General features: G+C 54.3%; 20 protein-coding genes. 8 read left to right on the top strand and 12 right to left on the bottom strand.

All coding sequences use genetic code 11. The features are described from left to right. From B3M32_RS12395 to B3M32_RS09870, 3 genes are all read left to right on the top strand, one after another. Positions 1-437 (top strand): hypothetical protein (locus B3M32_RS12395; protein WP_349679868.1); only part of this gene is annotated, 437 nt, incomplete at its 5' end. Between the two features lie 307 nt (positions 438-744). Next, positions 745-2,190 carry a glycosyl hydrolase family 5 gene (locus B3M32_RS09865; RefSeq protein WP_290746120.1) on the top strand — a complete coding sequence of 482 codons (1,446 nt, stop codon included), beginning with the start codon at positions 745-747 and terminating at the stop codon, positions 2,188-2,190. A gap of 220 nt (positions 2,191-2,410) precedes the next feature. Next, positions 2,411-2,692 (top strand): hypothetical protein, encoded by a 282-nt coding sequence (locus B3M32_RS09870; RefSeq protein WP_290746122.1) that lies wholly within the window; start codon positions 2,411-2,413, stop codon positions 2,690-2,692. Positions 2,693-2,785: 93 nt separating this feature from the next. Here B3M32_RS09870 and B3M32_RS09875 read toward each other — a convergent pair whose 3' ends face one another. Then, positions 2,786-4,660 carry an FISUMP domain-containing protein gene (locus tag B3M32_RS09875; RefSeq protein WP_290746125.1) on the bottom strand — a complete coding sequence of 625 codons (1,875 nt, stop codon included), beginning with the start codon at positions 4,658-4,660 and terminating at the stop codon, positions 2,786-2,788. Further along, positions 4,650-5,477: a TIGR02147 family protein gene (locus tag B3M32_RS09880; protein ID WP_290746128.1), complete on the bottom strand. Its 828-nt coding sequence runs from the start codon at positions 5,475-5,477 to the stop codon at positions 4,650-4,652. Before B3M32_RS09880 ends, B3M32_RS09875 begins: the two co-directional genes overlap by 11 nt. Positions 5,478-5,671: 194 nt before the next feature. Here B3M32_RS09880 and ahcY point away from each other — a divergent pair, with 194 nt between their 5' ends. After that, positions 5,672-7,132, top strand: coding sequence for an adenosylhomocysteinase (gene ahcY, locus B3M32_RS09885; protein ID WP_290746131.1), 1,461 nt, complete (start codon positions 5,672-5,674; stop codon positions 7,130-7,132). Positions 7,133-7,337: 205 nt separating this feature from the next. Here ahcY and B3M32_RS09890 read toward each other — a convergent pair whose 3' ends face one another. The 3 genes from B3M32_RS09890 to B3M32_RS09900 form a co-directional block, all read right to left on the bottom strand. Further along, on the bottom strand, positions 7,338-8,777 hold the full coding sequence (locus B3M32_RS09890; protein ID WP_290746134.1) for an ATP-binding protein: 1,440 nt from the start codon (positions 8,775-8,777) through the stop codon (positions 7,338-7,340). 14 nt (positions 8,778-8,791) lie between these two features. Then, the gene (locus tag B3M32_RS09895) at positions 8,792-9,277 is read right to left on the bottom strand and encodes a hypothetical protein (protein WP_290746137.1); all 486 of its coding nucleotides are present in this window, start codon (positions 9,275-9,277) and stop codon (positions 8,792-8,794) included. A 148-nt stretch (positions 9,278-9,425) separates the two neighbouring features. Beyond that, a complete protein-coding gene (locus tag B3M32_RS09900; RefSeq protein WP_290746140.1) occupies positions 9,426-9,599 on the bottom strand; it encodes a hypothetical protein in 174 nt (57 codons plus the stop codon). A gap of 49 nt (positions 9,600-9,648) precedes the next feature. Here B3M32_RS09900 and B3M32_RS09905 point away from each other — a divergent pair, with 49 nt between their 5' ends. Both B3M32_RS09905 and B3M32_RS09910 read left to right on the top strand, forming a co-directional pair. After that, positions 9,649-10,737 carry a polysaccharide lyase gene (locus B3M32_RS09905; protein ID WP_290746143.1) on the top strand — a complete coding sequence of 363 codons (1,089 nt, stop codon included), beginning with the start codon at positions 9,649-9,651 and terminating at the stop codon, positions 10,735-10,737. Positions 10,738-10,983: 246 nt separating this feature from the next. Beyond that, on the top strand, positions 10,984-11,307 hold the full coding sequence (locus B3M32_RS09910) for a DUF3392 family protein (RefSeq protein WP_290746146.1): 324 nt from the start codon (positions 10,984-10,986) through the stop codon (positions 11,305-11,307). A 59-nt stretch (positions 11,308-11,366) separates the two neighbouring features. On the opposite strand, the gene B3M32_RS09915 is transcribed toward B3M32_RS09910, so the two are convergent. Next, on the bottom strand, positions 11,367-12,365 hold the full coding sequence (locus tag B3M32_RS09915; RefSeq protein ID WP_290746149.1) for a hypothetical protein: 999 nt from the start codon (positions 12,363-12,365) through the stop codon (positions 11,367-11,369). A gap of 34 nt (positions 12,366-12,399) precedes the next feature. On the opposite strand from B3M32_RS09915, the gene murJ reads away from it, so the two are divergent. Further along, positions 12,400-13,992 carry a murein biosynthesis integral membrane protein MurJ gene (gene murJ, locus B3M32_RS09920; RefSeq protein WP_290746152.1) on the top strand — a complete coding sequence of 531 codons (1,593 nt, stop codon included), beginning with the start codon at positions 12,400-12,402 and terminating at the stop codon, positions 13,990-13,992. Here the strand turns inward: murJ and B3M32_RS09925 are convergent, their stop codons facing one another. The 6 genes from B3M32_RS09925 to B3M32_RS09950 form a co-directional block, all read right to left on the bottom strand. After that, positions 13,993-14,427: a hypothetical protein gene (locus tag B3M32_RS09925; RefSeq protein ID WP_073189388.1), complete on the bottom strand. Its 435-nt coding sequence runs from the start codon at positions 14,425-14,427 to the stop codon at positions 13,993-13,995. 64 nt (positions 14,428-14,491) lie between these two features. Next, entirely contained in the window at positions 14,492-16,195 is a 1,704-nt protein-coding gene (locus tag B3M32_RS09930) for a glycosyl hydrolase family 5 (RefSeq protein WP_290746158.1), read from the bottom strand. Positions 16,196-16,204: 9 nt separating this feature from the next. Then, positions 16,205-17,824 carry a glycosyl hydrolase family 5 gene (locus tag B3M32_RS09935; RefSeq protein WP_290746161.1) on the bottom strand — a complete coding sequence of 540 codons (1,620 nt, stop codon included), beginning with the start codon at positions 17,822-17,824 and terminating at the stop codon, positions 16,205-16,207. A gap of 223 nt (positions 17,825-18,047) precedes the next feature. Then, positions 18,048-19,073, bottom strand: coding sequence for a phosphoribosylformylglycinamidine cyclo-ligase (gene purM, locus B3M32_RS09940; protein ID WP_290746165.1), 1,026 nt, complete (start codon positions 19,071-19,073; stop codon positions 18,048-18,050). 39 nt (positions 19,074-19,112) lie between these two features. Then, a complete protein-coding gene (locus B3M32_RS09945) occupies positions 19,113-19,916 on the bottom strand; it encodes a cyclic nucleotide-binding domain-containing protein (protein WP_290746167.1) in 804 nt (267 codons plus the stop codon). Positions 19,917-19,921: 5 nt separating this feature from the next. Beyond that, positions 19,922-21,196, bottom strand: a complete 1,275-nt coding sequence (locus B3M32_RS09950; protein ID WP_290746170.1) for an ABC transporter substrate-binding protein — start codon at positions 21,194-21,196, stop codon at positions 19,922-19,924. Between the two features lie 76 nt (positions 21,197-21,272). On the opposite strand from B3M32_RS09950, the gene B3M32_RS09955 reads away from it, so the two are divergent. Beyond that, a complete protein-coding gene (locus tag B3M32_RS09955; protein WP_290746173.1) occupies positions 21,273-22,124 on the top strand; it encodes a hypothetical protein in 852 nt (283 codons plus the stop codon). Positions 22,125-22,161: the final 37 nt, after the last annotated feature.

The raw sequence follows: 22,161 nt of genomic DNA on the forward strand, positions 1-22,161 counted from the left end.
CCGTGGTCAACGTGGCCGATGGTGCCAATGTTGCAGTGCGGCTTGCTTCTGTCAAAATGTTCTTTTGCCATTTTATTCCTCTTCTTCAGCAGAAGGTTTATCGCTTCAAGTCAAGAAACCCGTTTGGTTTCCGTGATACCGTGGAGCATAGGAAGCGGTACTCCACGAAATTGAGCCACAAATTTAGTAAATGTCATTTGAATTTCAAGCGTTTTTCTTTATTTTTTTCGCAAAAAGGCAAAAAACGGCCCCAATTCACACCTTCCCCGCCCTTTCCCGCAGGCACGAATCCCCCATTCCACGTTATGGGCAAAACGCCCAAATTTTCAAAATTTCCAAACTTCAACATTTCTATCGCAAACAAAATTCCAACTTATCAACAAATTCTCAACTGGAGAAAAGAAGGCGATTTCAGCAAAAAATCCACCGAAAAATAATTGTAAAACTTTGTTTACATCAAAAAATTTTACATAAGTTTACATTTATTGCGTTTGCAAATCCATGGCAATTAACGATATAGATTTCGGCGCAAAAAATCCTCCTCCATGCCCCTTTTTTCGACTCCGAATTTTCCGGAACTTTTCACCCCGAATTCTATCAACATTCTATCAACAATTGCTAAATTGTGTGTCCGGGAACACTTGCGGAACAAATTATCGTCCCTGTCCGTGCCATTTCCTTTAAATTAGGATATCTTATTGATATCTTTGATGGGCGTTGTTTAGGGGCTTTAGAGGTTATGTTATGAAAATGTCTTTTTTAAAGTCCGTTTTTTTGGCGATGGCGGCTCTTGGCGCATGGAGCTGTTCTGACTCCATCACCGCCGAAGACCCGGCACCGACCCCGGCCTTCAAGGTCTGCCCCGAGGCTGGCGAAAACGGAGCGTACCATCTCCAGGGTGGCATGGACATCCTGATTTACCCCGACCTGGTCGTCACCAACGGCGAAGGAACCGTTGTCGGCAGCTTCCTTATTACGAACGGCACTATCGGCTCGATTATCGGTACCGACGGCAGGAACCTCATCCAGAATGTCGACCTCGCCGGACTCACCGTCGAACCGGTCAACACTCCAGCCATCGTCATCACGGGCCCCTCCTGGTACCTCAAGGACGGCACCGGCGAATACGTCATCAAGAACGACGAGTTCGGCACTGTCACCGACATCATGGGCAACACTATCGGCGTTGCCAACCTGACGGCGCTCCCCACCATCACCATTTACAGCCCGGACGGCAAACTGATGACGAGCGGATCGACAGAGAACATGAAGATCTACAACATCGGCGCCCGCTGCACAGTAACGCCTATCGAATCTTCCAGCAGCGTCGAACCGGAATCCTCCAACGGCGGCGAAATCAACCCCGGCACCAGCTCCAGCAGCGGCGGCAACAACAACAGCAGCGCCCGCCAGAGCAGCTCTTCTGTCAAGAGCAACAGCTCCGTGCAGAGCAGCTCTTCCAAGACCGGCCAGTGCCCCACTATCAAGCAGAAGGGCGGCGCCAGCGGAAGCGGCTGGGCAACGCGTTACTGGGATTGCTGCAAGCCCCACTGTTCCTGGCCCGAACACGCTAACGGCAACTACTCCAGGCAGTGCACCAACAAGGGCAAGACTCAAGACACCAACTACGGCGGCAACAAGAGCATCTGCGACGGCCAGGGTTCCGCCATGACCTGCACGAGCCAGATTCCGTTCACTATCGACGGCTGCACCGACATGGGCTTCGCCTTCGCGGCAGTCCCGGCAAGCAACGGCGGCGCCTGCGGCAAGTGCTTCCAGCTGACCTTCACCGGCAAGGGCAAGTACGGCGACAACCAGAACACCGCTGCCATCAAGAACAAGAAGCTCATCATCATGGTCACGAACGTCGGTACCGACGTGGAACAGGGCCAGTTCGACATCATGATCCCGGGCGGCGGCGTGGGTATCTTCAACGGTTGTTCCAGCATGGGCTGGGGTAGCCAGGGCGAACAGTACGGCGGCCTGCTCTCTGATTGCGAAAGGGAATCCGACTACAAGGCCGGCGCAACGCTCACCTGCCTCAAGAACAAGTGCAACAGCGTGTTCAGCAACGACGCCGAAGCCAAGAAGGGCTGCCTCTTCCTCGCCGATTACATGCACGCGGCGGGCAACCCGATGCACAACTATGTCGAAGTGGAATGCCCCGACGTGCTCAAGCAGAAGTACTAACAAGGTCCATCTAGCGGCATTTCCAACAAATTTCAAGACCGGTTCTACGGAGCCGGTTTTTTCTTATATGAAACAGAACGTTTCATATAAGTTGTCCAAATCGCTACAAAAAACTTATCGCGTCAAAAAAATTCCCAAAAAAGGCTTCTGGACGCTCCCTGATTCGCCCCACAAGACCTATTTTTGTATCAACACACTTTTTTAAAAAAGGATACACACCATGAAAAAACTCTCTCTCATCGCCATCATCGGCATTGCAGCCGCCTTCACCGCTTGTAGCGACGATTCCTCTTCTGCCGGTGGCAACGCTTGCCTTTACAAGTACAGCAACGGCACCCAGATGTGCATCGAAGGCGACGCCACGCTCGTCGACATGATGTGCGTCGGTAGCGAAAACGTCACCGTCGAAAAGACCAGCGGCTGCCCGTCCGGCGCCAAGGCCCAATGCGCTGAAGGCGACGTCACTTCGTTCTACTACGAAGATGGCGCCGAGTGCTTCTAATGAGAACTTAATACTCCTCTAATTTGGCATACACACCTCAAAAAAGGCCCCCAAACAAATTTGTTTGGAGGCCTTTTCCTTGTCAAGAATAAACTAATCCATCATGCAGCGCACGTAGCCGTAGGATTTCCACGACAATGTAGTCCAGACTGTCGGGATATCCACCGTGGAACTATAGCAGTAAGATATCGAATCCTTCCTAAAGCTGTCGTACATCGTGGTCACAGTCCACAAGTAGGCTCCTTCCCCCATGTCGGAGAAAGACAGGGCAGAATCCGTCGCATACGAGGCCTTCCCTCCGGGAAGGAGACCAAATCCGTACGAATCCCTTCCGTTTCCCGATTCTTCGCTCCAGCCGCTCACGGTTTTCTTGTCGGCAAAGCCCCTTCCCGTACTGCCATGGAATTCCTCGTATTCCTCCTTTGAAGGGAGATGCCATCCTGTCGGGCATACGGGGATATCCCTTGCCGCATAAAACGTATACATCCTGCCGTAAGTCGCGCAGTTCGTAGTATCGTTATCGTAGCACAGGCTTTCTTCGCCCGCATCGTAGGCCAGGTTTTCGGCCATCCACGTCTGGCCACCGACCGTAACGGTCTTGTAGGTTCGTCCGTCACGCGGATCCGTCATGGAGCCCTCCACTGTAAGTGACGGATCCAAGTAACCGTACCCAACCCTATCGGCCTCGCCTTTTACGCACCGCACCGGAGCCGATCCGTATTTGGAAATCATATCATCGCCCACATAGTCGTACAACCGGAAAAAGCGATACAAGTAGACCGATTTGCCTTCTTTCTCGGTAGTTGTCCAGAAGACGCCCGCAGAATCCTTCTGGGTGTATGCGGTTTCGAAATGGATATGGAACCCGGACAGCTTCGCCGAAAATCCATAGGCATCGACGCCGCCACTTTCCGCATCTTTCAGGTAATACCCGGCGCTGTCGATGCCACCGGCAAAATCTTTCAAGCGGGACCAATCATCGTAATTGGGCACACGCCATCCTTCGGGGCACACGCCGCGCACGCTACGCCCCGGGTTGCAGGCAATCCCGAAACCGCAGCCTTTTCCACCGTCGCCGAATATCCCCGCGGAATCCATGACTGCAGACCAGGTGTACATGCGGCCGTACTTGTCGCAATTCGCCGTATCGTTGTCATAACAGAAACTGGACGAATCCCAGAGCGACGTCGGCTGGCGATAGGCATAGTTCAGGTTTTCGGCCATCCATGTCTGTCCGCCGATTTCCACCGACCTGTAAATGCGACCGTCACGGGCGTCCACGAAGAAATCCATCCCAGGAAGGCCAATTTCGTCTTCGTATTTTTTCTTGAGCATTTGCGCCGTCGCAAGCAGGTAATCGTCCGCCTTGCTCTGCGGGACAAAACGCTTGATGCACACCAGGTGCAGTTCGCTACACACGCCGTCCATAAACTGGTCCACCATCGCGCCCGAAGCGGCCGCACAGTCGCTGACAAATTCCGCGGAATCGCTACGGCACAGGGATACCGCATTCACACTGTTGTACGTATTGTCGATGCGGTTCTCGGCCACCGCCATCATCGAGTCGCGCGAAAGGACCTGCGTAAACAAGATTGTCTTTTCGGGAGTGTTCATGTCGAGCCTCAGGCCATTCTCCCTGTCGTACAGGCTCATCACGAACAAAGCGGAATCTTCTCCGCCGGCATCGTAGGCGTAGAGCTGCTTTGCCGTTGACGAAAATTTCACCTCGTACCAGATCTTGTCCTCGTTGGCTCCCGCACCCTGCTTTCTCGAAGAATCCGTCCCGGTAACCACTTCCCATGTCTCGAGAATCCCGACAAGCACAGAATCCAGATTGTTCTGCGCATTGTTTTCTTCGGTATACCCCGAAGCAATTACCTTGTCGTCTGCCTTTGTACAGGCAAAAAAGAAAAAGGACGCCAGAATAAGCATCCCGATACCCAAAACCAACCCTGTGTTATTTTTCAAGCTTTATCTCCTTAGTCACGGGGAATACTTGCAAATTAATTCTATAGACGCGATTCGCGCCTTCGGCGTTTGCCACGATGGATGCGATTTTCCTACGGCACGCATCCAGCTCCTTTACAATAAGCTCGTATGTCTGCTGGTTCGAAGCAATTGTCAGTCCCGAAAAGTTGCGTTCCGATTTCGGCAGGCCGTTCACGATTTTCTTGGCCAGTTCCGCCATCTGCGAATGCATGGAAAGAATCGCCTTCGGGATAGCGTCGGAAGCCCCGGAAATGGCCATGTCCGTCTGTTCGTACGTATTCGGCGCCACGCGCGCCAGGAACCCGGCATCTACCAAGAAGTCGAGCGCTTCTTGCACGTCCAGGCGGGTCACCCCGCCATAAAGCATGTTGGAAATCTGGAGCGGTGTCGCTCCGGGCATCAGCGTGGCCAGCTCACGCAGCACCGGATTCCACCACGATTCAAAATACCTGCAGGCATCATCGCCCACAATACGGACCTTGCAGTTCTCGGCAATGGACTGCATCTTTTCCAGTGCGGATTTCTTGCTCGGGGAATCCTGGGAATCGCAGTAGACGACCATGGCCGCAAAATATTCCGACTGCATCTTCGAAAGCTTCATGGCCTTCGCGACACGGGTTATGCCGATCTTGCTCAGACGCGTCTTGCCATCACAGACAAGTTTCAGATAAGCCGACGAAGAAAATCCGGATACCTTGGAAAACTCGCGCCACGAAAATCCCGTCTTGCGCTTTTGTTCCTCGTAGAAGTCCCTCATATAGAGGCGGTAGTCCTGATAATCCGTTATAGGCTTCACAAGGACGAAAATTAGCTTTATTAAGAAAAAAAATTACGCCGGACGTTATTATTTTATTCTTGCAATCCCTCCAGCGGGGGAATAAAAACGCAAAAACTTGACATATTTATGCATTTAATTAAATTTGCGCATAAACAGAATCGGCACGGCTATGGCCCAAATTTGTCGCAAGAACCGTGCCCAAAGGAAACATTATGGAATACAAAATTAAGGACATCAACCTTGCAGTGGAAGGCCGCAAGGAACTCGACCTCGCCGAAACCGAAATGCCGGGCCTGATGGCTCTCCGTAAGGAATACGCCGGCAAGAAGCCGCTCGCTGGCGCCCGCATCATGGGTAGCCTCCACATGACCGTGCAGACCGCTATTTTGATTGAAACGCTCGTGGACCTCGGTGCCGACGTGCGCTGGGTGAGCTGCAACATCTTCAGCACGCAGGACAACGCTGCCGCCGCCGTCGTGGTCGGCAAAAAGGGCACCGTAGAAAACCCGCAGGGCGTGCCCGTGTTCGCCTGGAAGGGCGAAACCCTCGAAGAATACTGGGAAAATACCGCCCGCGCCCTCGTGTGGCCCGACGGCAAGACCGCAGACCTCATCGTGGATGACGGCGGCGACGCCACCATGCTCGTGACCTGCGGCGCCGAATTCGAAGATGCCGGCAAGGTGCCCGAATTCAACCCCGCTACCGACAGCGAAGAATGGGGCGTGTTCCTCGCCACCTGCAAAAAGATTTTCGAGAAGGACCCGAAGCAGTGGACCCGCGCCCGCGAAACTCTCCGCGGCGTTTCCGAAGAAACCACGACCGGCGTGCATCGCCTGTACCAGATGGCCCAGGCAGGCCGCCTCAAATTCCCGGCAATCAACGTGAACGATTCCGTGACCAAGTCCAAGTTCGACAACCTCTACGGCTGCCGCCACTCCCTCATCGACGGCATCAACCGCGCCACCGACGTGATGATGGCAGGCAAGATCGCAGTCGTGTGCGGCTACGGCGACGTGGGTAAGGGCTGCGCACAGTCCCTCCGCGGCCAGGGCGCCCGCGTGATCATCACCGAAATCGACCCGATTTGCGCACTCCAGGCCGCCATGGAAGGCTACGAAGTCAAGACCCTCGACGAAGTCGTGAGCATGGCCGACATCTTCGTGACCACCACCGGCAACACCGGCATCATCAGCGCCGCCCAGATGGGCAAGATGAAGCACCGCGCCATCGTCGGTAACATCGGTCACTTCGACAACGAAATCGACATGGCCGGCCTCAAGAAGGTACCGGGCATCAAGAGGAACGAAATCAAGCCGCAGTACGACGAATGGATTTTCCCCGACGGCCACAGCATCCTCGTGCTCGCCGAAGGCCGCCTGCTGAACCTCGGCTGCGCTACCGGCCACCCGAGCTTCGTGATGAGCGCCTCCTTCACGAACCAGACCATCGCGCAGATCGACCTCTGGCTCAACGCCCAGGGCAAGCAGACCGTCGCCGGCATCAAGTACGAAAGCGGTGTCGTGTACACGCTCCCGAAGATCCTCGACGAAAAGGTCGCACGCCTCCACCTCGAAAAGCTCGGCGTTCACCTGACGACCCTCACCAAGGCCCAAGCCGACTACATCGGCGTGCCTGTGGAAGGCCCGTACAAGGCGGATCACTACAGGTACTAATGAGGTCGCGCATCGCGCTTTGGGGTCGCTGCGCTCTGAGGCGTGAGCACGGCACTTCGTGCCTTTGAGCTGTCATCCTGAGTCCTTTGACAAGCTCAGGATAAACTCCGTCGAAGGATCTCTAAAAAATCTCCCCGTGCAATTTAATATGCGCGGGGATTTTTTTCAAAACACATTTTCCCGCCCAATTATCGTGGAAAAGCACTCATTTTTCAATTATTTCCCAATGCCCATTTTTATCGGCTCCTACACGCTTTATTAAACCATCCCTTTTTAAACCATTTAAATATCGTCGTAAGGTGGTTCTTGATATGTTCATCATCCTGCAAAGATCTTCATAACTTGAATCGGGATTATTCCTTATCAATTCAAGAAGATTTACAGGGCCATTTACAGGGCCATTTACAGGGCCATTTACAGGGCCATTTGCGGTTTTCCGGCCTCTTTTCAAGCCATTTTTCTGGCCACTCACCGGTTCACCATAATTCATATTTTTCAGGGTAAACGAAAAATTATGCGGTGTTGAGCTGATGTCAGGCAAATCCGATTCTTTATAACCCGGTTCACGCTTAACGGCATCAAGAATTTTTCTGAATCCGCTTCCCCGTCGTTCCATAAGTTCAAGCCTAGTCATAAAATCTGCAACAATAGGGTTTCGCCTTGTAGAAATCACATCTTCAATGTTTTGATATTGAACGGGGATACAATCATACATTCCACCAGGGTTGGTTATCACAAGCCGGTCGTCAAAAATATCAATGTGAATTTCGCTGCCAATAACACTATAATCGCGGTGAACAAGTGCATTTACCAAAATTTCAAAAACTGCGCGTTCTGGATAGCTTTGTTTTTCTACTCTTGTAGCGGGAGCCTTATACCACATTTTTGCATTATGAATCTTTATAAATTCCTGACTAGCTGCAAGCAACTGTAAAATATTTCCGCTAAATTCTTTATCGTCCAAGGCGTCTACTGAGCTAGGGGCCTTTGTAAGTCCATTCCAACGCGTACAAAAAACTCTAGACTGTAATAGCGGACTAATGTCGGCAAAAAGAGTACCCGCATTCGTTAGAAAACCATCCTTGGTAATAAATCCAAAAGAACGGTAATCCGCGGAAGTCAAGTGTTTTCCGGTCCTATCCAAGTAATACGATGCTAAATACGTAAAGCTATAATCTCTCGCCTCGTATTCGGATTTCAATGTGTCCCAGGTTCTATTCGTTCCTTTAAGGATAAGCTCATGCAAAATAGGAGTGTCTGCCAAAACAGACGAAGAGCCTGCCCTTATGAAAGTAACCTTTGAAGAACCTTCATTTAGATAATACGGAGTATGCAAACCACCGGAAATTTTCAACAGAAGAATATCATTGCCGTCCATTGCATCCGGTTCTAGAATAAATTCTGGAATAGGAGAGATTCGGTCTTTAATGCATTGGGTAATAAACTCTATTTCTCCCTGCATATTCTTTATAGGGAAATATTGACGACTTTCATCATCAATCCCAAAAACCAACGCTCCACCAATGCCATTGGCGAAGGCACAAACACTTTTGAGCCAATTTTTTGTTTTCTTGTGTTCAACTTCGCGTTTAAAATCGCATTCGGTATGTTCAAGCTTAAATTTACTCAGAGTCAGATTTTTCATTACCATCCCACTCCTCAAAAGCATTCCACCCACTTGCCGCGGGCAACGGCGCGGGCGTGAATGGGGCCGAGCATCCGGCTGCCTTCCAGCGCCCAGAACACGAGGTAGCTCGACGCGAGGTCGACCATGTGCATGCAGTACCTGGCGGTCGCAAGGTTGTGCCGTTCGCGGTTGAAGCACGACACCATTAGCAGGCGCCCGCTCTTCACGGCCTTCTTGCAGAAATCGGGCAGGGTATCCGGCAACTTGCACCCCATGAACCACACGGCAGAGCCGCCATATTTCAGAACAAGGTAAAGTATCTCGCATTCCGAGCGCGAATGGAACGTGCCGACAATGCACTTGCGCTGCCTCCCCTTCGCCACCGCCCACTGCTCCTTGACAATGCTCCCCACGCTATCCAGCTGCCGCGATGCGAAAACGCCGATGCGCGCATGCGGTTTCTGCAGCAGTTCCACATTGCCTATCGTGCGCATTCTGACCATTTCAAATTCCTTCATCTGTACTCCTTTTTTCGAGCATTTCCATTTTCACCGCATAAAAAAAGACCGTCTCCGCGACAAACGCGGATAGACGATCTTATAATACGGGGCCGGCCACCTGACCGGCTATCCTAAATATACAAAAAATCCGGTCGGAGCGTTTTTCCTACCGATTCCAGCCGGAATGCCCCTCGCCGTAATAGAGGGCGGCATCTTCGGGCCCGAAGTCGTCGGCTACGGTATCGCGCGGCGAAAGCCACCCGCGCATCTTCTTGATGCGGGCCTTGCGTTCCTCTGCGCGACGCTCTTCAATGTGTTTTTCGTCAAGTGAATCGGCCATACATTAAAAAGATAGTTTAATGCCAGCCAAAAAAGATTATTTTAAAAACATGAGCGCAAAAATTCAGTACATCCTTTCTGCAGCAGTGTTCACTGCCGCGGCGACAATTTCTTTCGCACCGGCAGGCTACGCACAGACGGCATCCGACACCGTCTCGTTTGTGAACTTCGAAAACCGCAGCGTTGGCGTGTACGGCAATGCAGAAGCCAAGGAAGACTTCAAGCGCAACGACTACGACAAAAGCTGGTGGTACGCCATGGACAAGAACAATGGCGAAAACTCCAAGGTCGTGTACGATGGCGAGGAACACGGCAACGTACTGCAGCTCAAGTACCCGAAGGGCTGCGTAGGCCCGAATGACAACGATACGCCCGCCTGTGCCGCGCAAATCATCCAGCCCCTCGTGAAAACCGCCGACACCATGTGGAGCGCCTACGACATATTCTTCGAAGACGGATTCGAGTTCCAGCTGGGCGGCAAACTCCCCGGCCTATGCGGCGGCAAGTGCTACACCGGCAACGCCATGCCCGAAACCGGCGACGGCTGGAGCGCACGCATCATGTGGCGCAAAGACGGCAACGCCGTGCAGCTCATCTACTTCATGGGGCAAAAATCCGTATACGGCGACGATTTCAAGTGGGATTTGAACGGCACCATCCTGCAAAAACAGTTCACCACCGGCACCTGGCACCGCATTGTGAACAAAGTAAGAATGAACACCATCGCCTCTCCCGGCAACGGCGACAAGAACGGCCGCGTGCAGACTTGGTTAGACGGCGAACTCGTACTGGACGTGGATACCCTCAGGCTCCGCGACTACGACACCGTGAAAGTCGACAAGTTCTACCTCTCCACATTCCACGGCGGAAGCAGCGCCGAATGGGCCCCCACCCACGACTGCTTTATCCGCTACGACAACTTCACCGTATCGACAGATTCCATCGCGGTAAAGACGGGCGCACCGGACACAACCGCCCCGGGCACCGACCGGATTACGCCGCGGGCACAAAACCGCGCCACAGTCGCCCCCGTTGAAACCTACCGCATCGACGGCACATTCGTAGGTCGCAAAATTACCCGCCCCGACGCCGCCACGCACCAGCACAGGAACGGGAAAAAAGTTAAGGTAGTGAAGTAACCCGATGTAAATTTTTTTATAGGTTATGGCGCTTTCAGACCGTTTTTCATGTGCACTGCATCACATATCCACGATTTCAAAATTATTCATAGCTTACAGGGTAGTCTTTTTTGTAGGCATGTTTGTATTTTGTGGGACATGAACGCGCATGAATACATCATCGTCAAGCAAATCGTGCTGCTTATCACCGTAGCCGTCACTCTCGGCTTTATCTACGGCTAGTACGGCCTTTTATATATTTGGTGCATGCAGCCATACATACACCAGTTTGCCAATTTCCTGCGCATCCACATGGATTCCATTTCCGTGGGCATCGTCGCGACACTGTTGATTATTTACGGCGGCTACATCAACAACTATTTCAAGAAGATAACCAGGAGCATCCCTTTCCTCGGACGTTTTGCGCTATTCGTGTTGCTCTGCAGCGCAGGTTACGCGTTCATGTCGTCGCAACTGGTAAAGCTCCTGAAGATGTTCCTGCGCGGCCAACCCGACCTCCCGCTCATCGGGATTATCGCAGGCGCATTCATCTTGCTCGCATTCTGCGCCCGCAGCGGCAAGGACGTCTAATAAAAAATGACCGTCGGCTCTATGCCAACGGCCAGCTATAAAAATCCGTCTACTAATGATTAGTAGTTGATGGCGATGTAGAAGCTACCGGCGCCAAAGCGACGGTCAAAGCTGTCGAATCCGTCCCACAGGGCATCCCAGGCAAGGCCGACTTCCAGCTGCGTGGCGGAATTGCGGAAGAAGATAACGCCGAGTTCCGCGCCGGTGGCAAGGCCGATGGCAAAGTTTTCAGCGCTGTTGTCATAGTGGTCGTCCATCTGGATGCCGAGACCGAGGCCTGCACCGACAAACGGCGTGATGGTACCCGTGCTCGGGAACCAACGGCCACCGATAAGGAATGTTTCGTGCCACTGCCAATCATCGCTAAAGGAGATGTTCATGTTGTTCACGATGGTAATCGCGGCATTGGGAATGACTTCGAAAATGCGGGCGTAGTGGAATACGAAAGCCTTGTCCCAGCTGCGGTCGACATCGTAATGCTTGTGGCAGCTCTTGTCGTCTTCGCAGCGATCCTCGACATAGTCGTAGTTGTGCCATATGGCCATGCCCAAACCGTAGCTCACGTAGTTGCGGGTGGGGCGCTTGTGGGCAAAGTTGTCGTTCGGGTCGTCCGAGTCGGCCCTGCTGTTTTCGACAGGCACGACGTAGACATACTGGGGTTCTTCGCTAGAAGTCGGGGCCGGGGCATAGGCGGCGCTCTGCGGGGCTTCTTGCGAGAGGTTCGCGAGGGCCTGCTTCGTAGCGCCTTCGATAGCGACATCGAGTTCATCGATAGACGCGGCCTTCTGCTTGCCACTGCCGACTACAGAGCCGTTGCTCACCTGTTCGCAGACGACCACGATGGAACTGCCCATGGTCATGAGGCTCGTGCGCAGCTGCACATCGGCTTCGGACTCGACGGGGGTATTGCCCGTCTGGCTCACCGCGGCTCGCAAGATGGACGAAACCATGTTGGGGGCTTCGGGAGAGAATTCCGCTCCGGTGGGAGGAAGGACTTGGACATTGGCGGCCAAGGAAAAGGCCACCAGAGAAATAACGGCTGTAATAATCTTCTTCATGCCCTCAAATATATATAATTACTACCTTTGACCTATGAACAAAGCCGCCATTATCGTCGCCGTAAGCATGCTCCTGAGCCGCGTGCTCGGTATTTTCCGCGAAATGCTCCTGGCCCACGCCGCGGGCGTGTCGCTCGAAAAGAACGCGCTCGACCTCGCGTTCATGATTCCGGACATTCTGAACCATGTGGTGAGTACTGGATTCCTCTCGATTATCTTCATCCCGATTTTCACGGGCTACAAGGTGGCCGGCGACGAGAAAGGCGGATGGAAGTTCTTCAGCAACGTGTTGAACACGTTCGGGATTGCACTTTTGATTCTCGTAGTGCCCGCGTTCATCTGGATGAAGGAACTTTTGCAGCTGTTGACGGTCGACGGCGCCACGCCGGAACTTATCGAGCGCGCCACGTACTACGGCCGCATCATCTTGCCCGGCCAAGTGTTCATTTTCGTGGGCAGCATCCTTGTTGCCGTGCAGCACACCCGCAAGCAGTTCCTGATTCCCTCGCTCACGGGCCTCATCTACAACGTGGCGATTGTCGCTGGCGGTGCGGCCGGGCTCGCGCTCGGTAAGTACACCGGCACGGACTTCGGCCTCGAAGGCTTCGCCTGGGGCGTGCCGGTGGGCGCCTTCATCGGCTTTTTCGCACTGCAGATTTTCGGCGCCCGGCGTGGCGGCGTGCATTACGAGCTGCTGGTACAGCCGACTCATCCCGATATCGTGCGCTACTTCAAGATGATGCTCCCGATGTCTTTGGGCGTAGGTTCCATGTTCGGGCTCGAATTCATCATCCGTAGCTTTGGCGCGAATTTCGGCACCAGCGGTATTTCGAGCCTCAACTACGCCTACCGCGTCATGTACACGCTTGTCGCAGTCTTCGGATTTTCGGTATCGGTCACGAGCTACCCCGACATGGCGCGCCTCGTAAAAGAAGGCAACTTCGTAAGCCTCAACCAGAAAATCTGGAAAAGCCTCTCGCGCATGTTCTGCATCTTGATTCCGGCGGTCGTCGCCGTGTGGGCGCTGAGCTTCCCGGCGGTTCGCATCCTCTTCGAGCGCGGCGCCTTCCAGCGCGAAACTACCGAAGCCATTTCCGAAATACTCCGCTGGTACTTGCCCGTGAGCCTCGGGCTCTGCCTGCAGGCGGTGCTCGTACGCAGCTTCTACGCCTGCGAACGCATGTGGGTGCCCACGCTCCTCAACACCGGCATCTTCGCCGCGACTATTCCCGCGTACATCGTGCTCGGCGCCCCCGAAGTGGGCCTTGGCATCAAGAGCGTACCCATCATCGGTGCCACGGGCGCCATACTGCAAGTGCTCTCGATGATTTTCATGTGGGCGAAGAAGAACGGCACCGACGGCATGAAGGAAGCGCTTCTCAACATGTTCCGTGCGCTCGTCGCCTTCGGCATCATGATTGTGGCCGCCATCGGTCTCGACCACGTTTCTGGCGAGTTCGTGCGCAACGCAAGTTTCGTCGTCCTCGTCATATACGCCTGCGCCGCGGGCATCGGCCTCTTTACGCTCACGCTGATTGTCCAGCGCTACCTCGGCAGCAAAGACGCTAAAGACATCTTGAACGAATTGCTCGGAAAAGTTCTCCGCAAACTGCACCTCGCAAGATAATCATTTACTCATATCGATGTTAACCGTATCGGGTTTCATGTGGGCTTCGTCTTTCGGGGGCATAGCCGACTCCGGAATTTCCGTAGAATATTCCGTCATGTCATCGTCTTTAAATCCGTTATACGTCCACTTGATAAAGCCAACGGTCCCGCCAACCACGGCTCCCGCCACGAAACCCACAGCCGCGACGCCTACACCAATCCAGACCGTCTTTCCAAGGTCTTCCTCGAACTGCTGCTCCTGCTCCGTCATATCGTCCTCATCCTTGTCCGACGAAGCCGCACCGGCCGCGACGAACACGACCATCCCGGGAACCGCGAGCGACGTTCCCGTATTCACAGCATAACGAACCACGGGATTCGGGTTCCTGCTCACGGCGCACCCGACAAGCGAGAATGCAAGTAAAATGCATATGATTGACTTCAGGAACTTCACGCCCCAAATATATAGAAAAAGCCCCGCGAACTTTCGCGGGGCTTTCGTACAAGCTTAAAGCAGATTATTTCACATCGCAGCCGGCGCTCGGATTTACCCAGCCCTCTTCCGGGGGTGCCTCGCCCGCCTTCCAGCAATGGAGCGTATCGAGCACGTCGCCTTCCTTGACCGTTGACCAGTCTTCCAGTTTCTTGATGTTGGTTTCGTTAGTGGTGTTGATTCGGCTCGAGTAATGATCGATCAAGTACTGCGGGCATTCCACTTCTTCGATGTAGTAGGTCGGATTGTCGGCAGCCATGTACCAGTCGGCAAACCAGTGGCAACCGCGCAAGAGGTTCGGGAGCCCGGCGTCAGCGAAAGCAGCATCGCACATATCCTTAACGCAGGTCTGGTAACAATCCAGGGAGCCCTCGGTGCCGCAGTTGGTGTTTTTCTGGCATTCCGTAAGGAACCCGCCAAAACCAGCACCCCAGTTAAAGCCGGCGCCCTTGTTCACCTGAGTAGAGAGCGCATCGAAGGCGCCCACGCCGCCACCCGGCACCATCAAGTCGAACTGGCCAGCAGGCAATTTGTCGTTACCCCCAGCGACATCCCCACCGATATTGGAGGCCATCACCACCAGGTGCTTACCCTTAAGTGCCTTATGGGTCGCCTTGGGCGGGTTGTTTTCCATCTCGTTCGCGAAGTGGCCATCGTACTGCAAGTGATAGCACTTGCCGCACTTGCTATCGGCAGTGCCCGCAACGTATGCATAAGAAAGTGTATCGTTCACGGCAATCGGCGCCATATCCGTGCAGGTAAACACGCCTTTTTCCTTGACCTTGGTGCAAGCGCTGTTCGTGCCTTCGTAACCGAACCAGGACTTCGATACGTTGCCCAAGGTAAAGGTCGGGACTTCGACATCGTGGATGTTGCAGTTACGTGCAGTGCCAAAGGTGGAAAGATAGGCCTCATTGGAAGACATGCTTGCACGAGTCTTATCGTTCTCGCTTTCCGCATACCAGGAGCAGTGCGGCTTGCAGGCGTCCCAATAGCGGGTATTCCAGCCACGCTTTGCCGTAGCGCTAATGTCCTTGGTGTATTCGGCCGGAGGTGTACCGTAAGATTCAAGCGTCGGGAATCCGCTCGCATCGAGTTCCGGCTCCTTGCTGCTGGAGCTTTCGGGAACCACGTCGGCACTGGAGCCCAGAATCACCGAGCCGCTTGAAAGCATCACCGCGGCGCTAGAAGTCGGGTCGTTCGGATTCGCCGAAGAACCGGGATTCACCGCAGCGCTCGACATCGAATTGCCCACGCCCTGGCTATTGCCACCTACCGAAGAAAGCGGAGTACCGTCCAAAGCCGTATTGGCTTGACAGAACAGCTTTACGGCCATGTTCATGTCAATCCAGATATCTATTTCACCATTGATCAGTTCATAGACATGCCCGACATTGAGCCCGTTCTCCTCTTCTTCATAGAAATAGTATGGGGCGACATTTCCGGCAGAATCGTAAACCGTGCCACGTCCTGTTCCCGATGTCGCCTCGTCAATGACCAGGTAATCGCCTTTTCCGAGATCTTCGATCCATCCCGGAGCGACCACCTTGTATTTTGCACAGCGGCTGTCTACGGCACCGTTATTGGAACCGTCAGACGACGGGACGGAATTACTCGAAAGATCGGTACCGTTATTTGGTTGCGGAGCGTTACTCGCGTCATCGCCGCAAGCGCAAACCATGGCGACCGCACCGGCCGCAAGCATCAACTTGAACAGTTTACGTTTCATAGCACCTCGTTACGGGTCACAACCAGGACCGCCATTGGGATCACGCGGATTAACGCCTTCCCTCCAACAATGGAGCGTGTCCAAAGCATCGCCCTTCTTGTACGTGGACCAATCGGCCTGCTGCTTATAGTTATTTTCCTTCGATGTGTTAATAGTCGTTGTATAATGATCTATCAAGTATTGCGGGCATTCCACTTCTTCCCAGTTGTAGGTCGGGTTGTCTGCGGCCATATACCATTCGGCAAACCAGTGGCAACCACGCAACAGGTTCGGCCAATCCTTGAACACTTCGTCACACTTCTTGATGACGCACTGCTGGTAGGCTTCCACGGTGTTGTCCCAACCGAGGCTGCTCTGACATTCCGTAAGGAATCCGCCACCATTTGCACCGAGGCCGCTAGCAGGCACGCCAATCTGGGTAGAGAGCGCGTTAAATGCGCCCACGCCACCGCCCGGCACGAGCATGTCGTACTGGCCCGCTTCCACGTCGTAACCGATGTTCGAAGCCATCACAATCATGTGCTTGCCCTTGAGTGCCTTGTGGGTTTCCTTCACGTCATTCGCGTGGTTGCCGCCGTTGAACTGCAAGTGGAAACACTTGCCGCAACCGCCGCCGAACTGCGCGCCCGGAGCCGCAACGTAACCATAAGAAAGATTTTCTGTCACCTGAATCGGGGCCATGTCCGTACATGTGAACGAACCCGTTGCATCACCTTTCGTACATGCGCTCGGTGTACCTTCATAACCTAAATAGTATATGCTTACATTACTTGAAAGAACAAATGTTGGAATTTCCACATCATGCACATTGCAGTTCCTTGCAGTCATTCTGCCGGCAATATATGCTTCTTCCGATGAAGCATCTACATTTTCACGAATGGAGCAGTGCGGCTTGCAAGCATCCCAGTAGCGGCTGCTCCAGCCCGTCTTTCCGTTGCTCAGAATATCCTTGGTGTATTCAGCCGGAGGATCGCCGTAAGATTCAAGAGTCGGGAAACCGTTCTCGTCGAGGTCCGGATCCTCGCTGCTGGAACTCTCGGGAACCACGTCGGCGCTAGAGCCCGGAACTACCGAGCCGCTGGAACCGGGATTCACCGCACCGCTCGAAGTCGGGTCACCCGAATCCGTTGACGAGCCTGGATTCACCGCAGTGCTGGAGCCGGGATTCACTGCCGCACTGGAACCAGGATTCACCGCACCGCTGGATTCCACCGGCACCGAGGATTCGCTGCTCTTGATGACTTCGCCGGTATACGGGTCGATAGTCGCGTTCACGTCGCAACGCAACAACGTCTGCATCGAGGCCGAAACGACAAGTTCTTCCGGATCAAAAATACTGACAATATCGCCCTCGAGGGAATAGCGGTAACCCTCGAGCTTTTTTCCATCCTTGTCATAGACATCGCCTACACCGGCCGTCTGCAGGGAAGCCTCGTCCAAGACCCAGTACTCGCCTGCGGCCAAGTCGAGAATACGACCCGCATGGAACACGGTATACGGAGAACAGGGATTCGACACCTGCGACGGAGTGACAACCGCATCGGAAGTCGAACCGGAATCGTCACCGCACGCACAGAAGGCCGCCATGACACCAGCGGCAGTCACGTACTTGAATGTTGTTCTATTCATAATACTCCTTTTCATACGCATCTAAAAATATATTTATAGCGTCCGATTCGCACGCAAAAAAGGTTTTTGCAACATTATAATGTTCCCAAACTGTGCGCCACCGTGCACAATCGCACACTTTTATGCAAAAAAAAAGGCTCCACTAACGTGGAAGCCTTTTTTGAATTACTAGTTACTTCGCCCTTCGGGCTAGTTACTAGTAACTGCCGCGTAGCGGCCCTCACTAGTCGCGGAACTTCACCTGCTTGGTGCCGGCGACGACTTCGCCGATCTGCACCCACTTCTCGCCCTTGGCTTCGAGATGGGCGACCACTTCGGCCTTGTCGGCCGGGTCGATGAAGATGAGCATGCCCATGCCCATGTTGAAGGTAGAGTACATCTCGTCCTTCTCCACGGAACCGGCCTGCTGGATGAGCTTGAAGATCATCGGAGGATCCCACGTGGTGCGGTCGATAATCACGTCGACGTTGTCCGGGAGGATACGCGGGATGTTGCCCTGGTAGCCCGAACCCGTGATGTGGGCGAGGCCCTGGATAATCTTCTTGTTGCAGAGGTCGATAAGGCTCGGATAGTAGCTGCGGTGCGGCGTAGCGAGAGCCTCGCCGATTGTCTTGTCCATGCCGTCCACCAGAGTGTCGACCTTGTAGCCGGCGACGTCGAACAGCACCTTGCGGGCCAGAGAGTAGCCGTTAGTATGGAGGCCGGTAGAAGGCAGGCCGAGGATGATGGTGCCCGGCTTGATCTTCTTGCCGTCGATGATGTTTTCGCGTTCGACGACACCCACGATCGTACCGGAAATGTCGTAGTCGCCCGGACCGTAGAAGCCCGGCATTTCAGCCGTTTCGCCGCCGATGAGCACGAGGTCGTTCTCGCGGCAAGCCTTGGCCATGCCGGCGACGAGCTTGTCCATCACGCCCGGTTCCAGGCGGCCCGTAGCCACGTAGTCCAAGAAGAACAGCGGACGCGCGCCCTGCACCAGGATATCGTCACAGCAGTGGTTCACGATGTCCTGACCCGGCAGTTCGTGCGTGCCCATCTCGATATCGACCTTGAGCTTCGTGCCCACGCCGTCGACGGAGCTGACCAGCACCGGGTCCTTCATGCCCAGGTGGTTCAGCGTGAAGAGGCCGCCGAAGTTGCCGACGTCACCGAGGACGCCCTGATTGAATGTAGTACGTACGGATTTCTTGACACCGACCATTGCTTCGTCGGCACGGGCCAAGGACACTCCTGCGTCTGCGTAATTCATCTTTTTTCCTTTGCCCTAAATCGGGCACCTTGTTTAGCCCTACTTGCGGGCGCTTTGTTTTTCGTCAATATTTCTGAGCGCGTCCAGGATGAGGCTCGTGGTATCGGACATCTGGTTGATGTTCACGATATCCGGCATCAAGTGGGAATCCAGCTTGAACAGCGAGTCATCACCCCAGGAGAGAATCTTTTCGAGGGCGTCCGGCCCCGCCAGTTTACCGCACTTGGCGCAGCAGATTCGGCCTTCCTGGAACGCCACAAAACCGGATTCCCCGTTGGATTCGCAAATCACGGTTCCCGTGAGGCGGCTCTTTTCCATAGTCTGGGCGAAATCGATAAAGGGCAGCACCTTGCCCGAAGCGAGCAACGACAGGCGCTGGAACTCGTCGAAGGCCTTGTTCTTCGCACGGAGGTTATCCGCCACCACCTTGTACAGGTAGACCATGATGTTCGGGTTCTTATCGAGGAACTTCACGAATTCCGCCTTCGGGATATGAAGCACGGTGCAGCCGTCCTCGGCGGCGATAATGGTATTGCTGGTCGGTTCGTTACAGATAATGGACATTTCGGCGAAGCAAGCGCCGCTTTCCACGTAGGCAATGACACTGTAGTGGCCGTCGGGCAGGATCTGGCCGCAAACCAGGGCGCGGCCGCTCTGCATCACGCAGAAAGACGTGCTTTCCGTACCGCCTTCAAGGATAATCTCGCCAGCGTCATATTCGCGGAGTTGCGCATTCAGCAACAAAAAGTCTGCACAATCCCTGGGCACTTGTTGCAAGAAAGGCACTTTGGCCTCGTAGCTCAGGGCAATCCATTCACCAATTCCAGCAGGAGTTTTCATCATAATAGCTAATTATAAATATTTCTATACCATTTGTAATGGGAAGTTTTCATTTTTTCGTCCGTAACGCCCCCAAACCCCGCGAAAATGCATTCCCGCAAATTTCTGACCAGTTCCACCGGCCTCGTCACGGCGCTCTCGTAAAAGTCGTTCCCGCCGCCAGGCCCCTTTCGCCCGTCATTCTGGATCACCCGCCTTTCGCGTAGCGCCCTCAAGTTCCCGACCCTCGGTTCTGCAGCCAGGATTTCCTCGGCTGACCCGAACGCCCCCGGGTTCACCCACACGTCGGCGCTGTCCGCCAGCAACATCACCTCTTCCAGCGAAAGCCTCATCTCGCGGGTCGTATCGCTTTCCCACAGGTAGCACCCGCCCGCGCCGCGAATCAGCTGAGCCGTATAGCTCCTGCCGCCCGGGGCATACCACACGCCCCCGTAGGCCATCCCGGCGATTACCCGAGGGCAGGGGGAAGCCTCCCCCCCGCTCCTGCCGCCCGCGGCATCCGCTACCCCCTCTGCGGGGGACACCTCCCCCGCAACGCCCCCGTTTTTAGACGAAAGACGAAAGACGAAAGACGAAAGGTAGTCTGTCTTAGTTTGTTCGTAAATAGAGTCCGCAAGCGTTTCCTTGCCGAAAATCATTCCGAACAACTTAATCCACTCCATCTTGGCGAGCGGGTGGTCTTCTTGCCATTCCGACGACACCAGCAGGGGAATCCCGAGCGTCAGCAGGCGTTCGTAGTCGTCGAAACTGCCTCCGGTAGCAAAAGTCATGAGCAGGTCGGGCTTGAGCGCGACCACCTTTTCCAGCGAAATCGAAGGGCCGTTCCCGACCTCAGCAATGCCGCCCGACTCCACCTTCGCGTACAGCGAGCTGTCCACGACGTACTTGCCCTCGCCCACCGCCACAATGCGGTCCTCGGCGCCGAGCCGCACCATGAACCCGATCTGGGCCGACGACAGCACCACTACCCGCCTGAAAGGCTCCTTCACCACGACGCGGCGCACCAGGGTGTCGCGACCCACGATCGACCGCACCTCGACAACACCATCGCCGCAGGCATGCCCCAGGCGGAACATCCGGCTGTACTGCAGCGAGTCCCAGGCCACCGAATCGGCACAGGAAGGCCCGGCATTCTTCCGCCCGACCTCCCGGGAACTGCCGTCACCGCACCCCGCCGAAAAAACGCAAAAAAAGCAACCCAGGGCCGCCAAAACGGAAAAACGGGCAAACCGCCACCCCAGGAACGGGCTAAAAAAAGCACGTAAAGTGTTGATTTTTAACATCTTATGAATTTTTTCCCTGCACATATCCAAAACATAATGTATTTTATACACAGATTTTGCCCTAATTGGAGTCTTTATGAAGACAAAAATAACTTACCTCGTCGCCCTGGCGTGCGCCCTCATGTTCGCGTCCACCGCCTCGGCCGATACGGAAGAAGGATTCTACGAAAAGAACCACATCCGTGGATTCATTTCTATCGGCGGCGATTACCGCGGCATGTTCAAGGAATTCCGCAACTACGTGAACCAGGTCGCCCTCAGTAACGGCGTCCATGCTGTCGAAGACGGCGATTCCACCGAATTGTACGCCGGAAACATCAAGTACTCCAAGTTTGACGACTACTACATGGGACTCCACGTGAACATCGGTGCCCAGTACAAGCAGTTCCTCACCTGGTTCGACATCAACTTCATGCCCACCCAGATATCCAAGCGTCCGAGCTCCACGTACACGGCCGTTTCCGATAGCGGCGTAGGCATCAAGTTCCCGCTCTACGACATCCGCTGGTTCTGCTACGGCGCCGACTGGATGTTCGGCTGGAAGCTCCTCGGCGAAAACTCGGTCATCAACCTGATTCCCGCAGTCGGCTTCGGCTTCAACCTCATCAACTTCCACTTCGCCTCGAACTTCGACCTGGAAAACGAGGACGGATCCTACAGCAGGCTCCGCGACCGCTACTACAGCACCCTCGCCAGCACGTTCAACTCGGAACTCGAAATCCGCCTTGAACTCGGCCAGTTCGGCATCGGCCTCTACGGCGGCTACCGCGCCGTACGCTACAACGAACTCAACGTCGAAGGCGACAAGCTCGAAACCGCGTTCGGCAAGTACGATACGGACAACATCGGCGACACCTGGTTCGTCGGTCTGCGCCTTACCTGGACATTCCTGAGCGACTGGCAAGAAAAGCAGAACAACAAGTTGTAGACCGCTCGTGCTAGAATCCCTATAACAAGTACTGGGC

It is taken from the genome of Fibrobacter sp. UBA4309 (genome assembly GCF_002395745.1).
Lineage (GTDB): Bacteria > Fibrobacterota > Fibrobacteria > Fibrobacterales > Fibrobacteraceae > Fibrobacter.